Genomic DNA, 2,524 nt, shown 5'->3' with positions numbered 1-2,524 from the left:
GGACCGCCGGGGACGGTCGGCCGGGGAGCCGTCGCACCGGAGCCCGTCGTCGGGGCGGATCCGACGCGGGGGTCGGGTACGGGGGAGGGATTCCTGACGGTCGGGGCCGGGCTGCCGACCGTCGACGGCACGGTTGTCGCCGGACCCGCCGGTCGTCCGGTGGCGGGACCGCCGGCCCCCGCGGTGGCGTCGCCGAAGGGGGTCAGGGTGGGCAGGGGGCCCGCCGAGGCCGGGAGGAGGGCGAGGAACCCCGGGATCGTCCCGGCGAGCATGAGCGAAGGCATCCCCGAGCGCACCGTCAGGTGCGGTCTCGACCCCTCGATGTCGGTGCCGTCGCGGGTGACCGGCCCCCCCGACCCCGGAGCGGCGACCTCCTCGGCCACCTCGTCAGCGCTAGGTGCGGTGGCCTCCGGTGAGCCGAGGACGACGACCGCCGCCGCGAGCCCGAGCCCTCCCACGAGAACCGGGAGGGCGATGAGTCCGGCAGCGGCGACCCTCATGCCACTCCTCCACACATGCGCTCAGTGTATTGATGACGCAACCACTGTCCCACCGAATGGGGATCTTGGAAAGAGGGTTCGGTCACACGGAACGCGAACGGGCCGCACCCGGTGTGGGTGCGGCCCGTTCGTGGATCCGTCTCCGGGACTTCCGTTCTCGTCCCGCAGGTCTCAGCCCAGGCGCTCCTTGAGGGCGGCGAACTGCTCGTGCACCTCGGCCGGGACCTTGGGTCCGCAGAACTCCAGCCACTCGGTGATGAGCGGGAGCTCGCGGCGCCACTCCTCGGGGTCGATGGCCAGTGCCTCCTCGACGTCCTTGAGGGGGGTGTCGAGGCCGGTGAGGTCGATGTCCGAGGCTCGGGCGGTGAAGCCCGCGACGGTCTCGTCCGCCTCGACCCGGCCCTCGATGCGGTCCACGACCCACTTGAGGACCCGGCTGTTCTCGCCGAACCCGGGCCAGAGGAAGCGACCGTCCGCGCCCTTGCGGAACCAGTTGACCAGGAAGACCTTGGGCATCTTGTCGCCACCGCGGGCGCCCATGTCCACCCAGTGCTGGAAGTAGTCACCGACGTTGTAGCCGATGAAGGGCAACATGGCCATCGGGTCGCGGCGGACCGCGCCGACCTGGCCCTCCGCGGCCGCGGTCTGGCCGGAGGAGAGGGTGGCACCGATGTAGACGCCGTGGTTCCACGAGTGGGCCTCGCTCACCAGCGGCACGGTGTCCGCGCGGCGACCGCCGAACAGGATGGCCGAGATCGGCACGCCCTCGGGGGAGTTGAACTCCGCGGCCGTGACCGGGCACTGGTCGATCGGCACGCAGTAGCGGGAGTTGGGGTGGGCGGCGTTGCCGGCTCCCCCGTCGCCCACGGGCGTCCAGTCGTTGCCCAGCCAGTCGATCAGGTGGTCCGGGGTCCCCTCCAGGTCCTCCCACCACACGTCGCCGTCGTCCGTGAGGGCGACGTTGGTGTAGATGGAGTTGCCCGCCTCCAGCGTCTTCATGGCGTTGGGGTTGGACGAGTAGTTGGTGCCGGGCGCGACGCCGAAGAAGCCGTACTCCGGGTTGACGGCGTAGAGCCGGCCGTCCTCGTCGAAGCGCATCCAGGCGATGTCGTCTCCCACGACCTCCGCGCGCCAGCCCTCGATGGTCGGCTGCAGCATCGCGAGGTTGGTCTTGCCGCACGCGGACGGGAAGGCCGCGGCGATGAAGTAGACCTTGTCCTCCGGGGAGATGAGCTTGAGGATGAGCATGTGCTCGGCCATCCAGCCCTCGTCGCGCGCCATGGCGGAGGCGATCCGCAGCGCGAAGCACTTCTTGCCCAGCAGCGCGTTGCCGCCGTACCCGGATCCGAAGGACCAGATCTCCCGGCTCTCCGGGAAGTGGGTGATGTACTTCTCCTCGTTACACGGCCACGAGACGTCCTCCTGGCCGGGCTCGAGCGGGGCGCCCACGGTGTGCAGGCCCTTGACGTACGCGCCGTCGGAGCCGATCTTCTCCAGCGCGGCGGTGCCCATGCGGGTCATGATCTTCATGGACACCACGACGTAGGCGGAGTCGGAGAGCTCGATGCCGAGCTTGGGGTCCTCGGCCTCCAGGGGGCCCATGCAGTAGGGCACGACGTACATCGTGCGACCACGCATGCTGCCGCGGAACAGCTCGGTCATGTGGCCGCGCATCTCGGCCGGGTCCCGCCAGTTGTTGGTGGGGCCGGCGCCCTCCGCGGTCTCCGAGCAGATGAACGTCCGCGACTCGACCCGCGCGACGTCCTTGGGGTCGGACTGGGCGAGGAACGAGTTGGGCTTCTTGGACTCGTCGAGTTTCACGAAGGTGCCGTGCTCCACCAGTTCCGTCGTGAGGCGGTCCCACTCCTCGTCGGAGCCGTCGGCGAAGACGACCCGGTCCGGCTGGGTCAGTTCGGCGACCTCGGCGATCCACGCGAGCATCTCCGCGTGATCGGTTGGCGCCTGACCCTCGAGGCCGGGAATGGTGGTGGTGGTCATCACAGCTCCTCGTACACGGTGCATGG

At 70.0% G+C, this 2,524-nt stretch carries 1 protein-coding gene and 1 pseudogene; both read right to left on the bottom strand.

Annotation, left to right across the window (positions count from 1 at the left end; all coding sequences use genetic code 11):
- A pseudogene (locus G6031_RS12540) lies at window positions 1–500 on the bottom strand (hypothetical protein); the annotation flags it as partial.
- A 171-nt stretch (window positions 501–671) separates the two neighbouring features.
- Window positions 672–2,498 (bottom strand): phosphoenolpyruvate carboxykinase (GTP), encoded by a 1,827-nt coding sequence (locus tag G6031_RS12535; RefSeq protein WP_182653441.1) that lies wholly within the window; start codon window positions 2,496–2,498, stop codon window positions 672–674.
- Between the last annotated feature and the right edge of the window lie 26 nt (window positions 2,499–2,524).

Origin of the sequence: Dietzia sp. CQ4 (assembly GCF_014145125.1) — a bacterium.
Classification (GTDB): Bacteria; Actinomycetota; Actinomycetes; order Mycobacteriales; family Mycobacteriaceae; genus Dietzia; species Dietzia natronolimnaea.
Note: the sequence above shows the minus strand (reverse complement) of the source record. Positions and strands in the feature narration are given on the sequence as shown.

Excerpts from the sequence above, each read along its gene's own strand:
- G6031_RS12535 (WP_182653441.1), bottom strand. The coding sequence starts at position 2,498 with ATGACCACCACCACCATTCCCGGCCTCGAGGGTCAGGCGCCAACCGAT.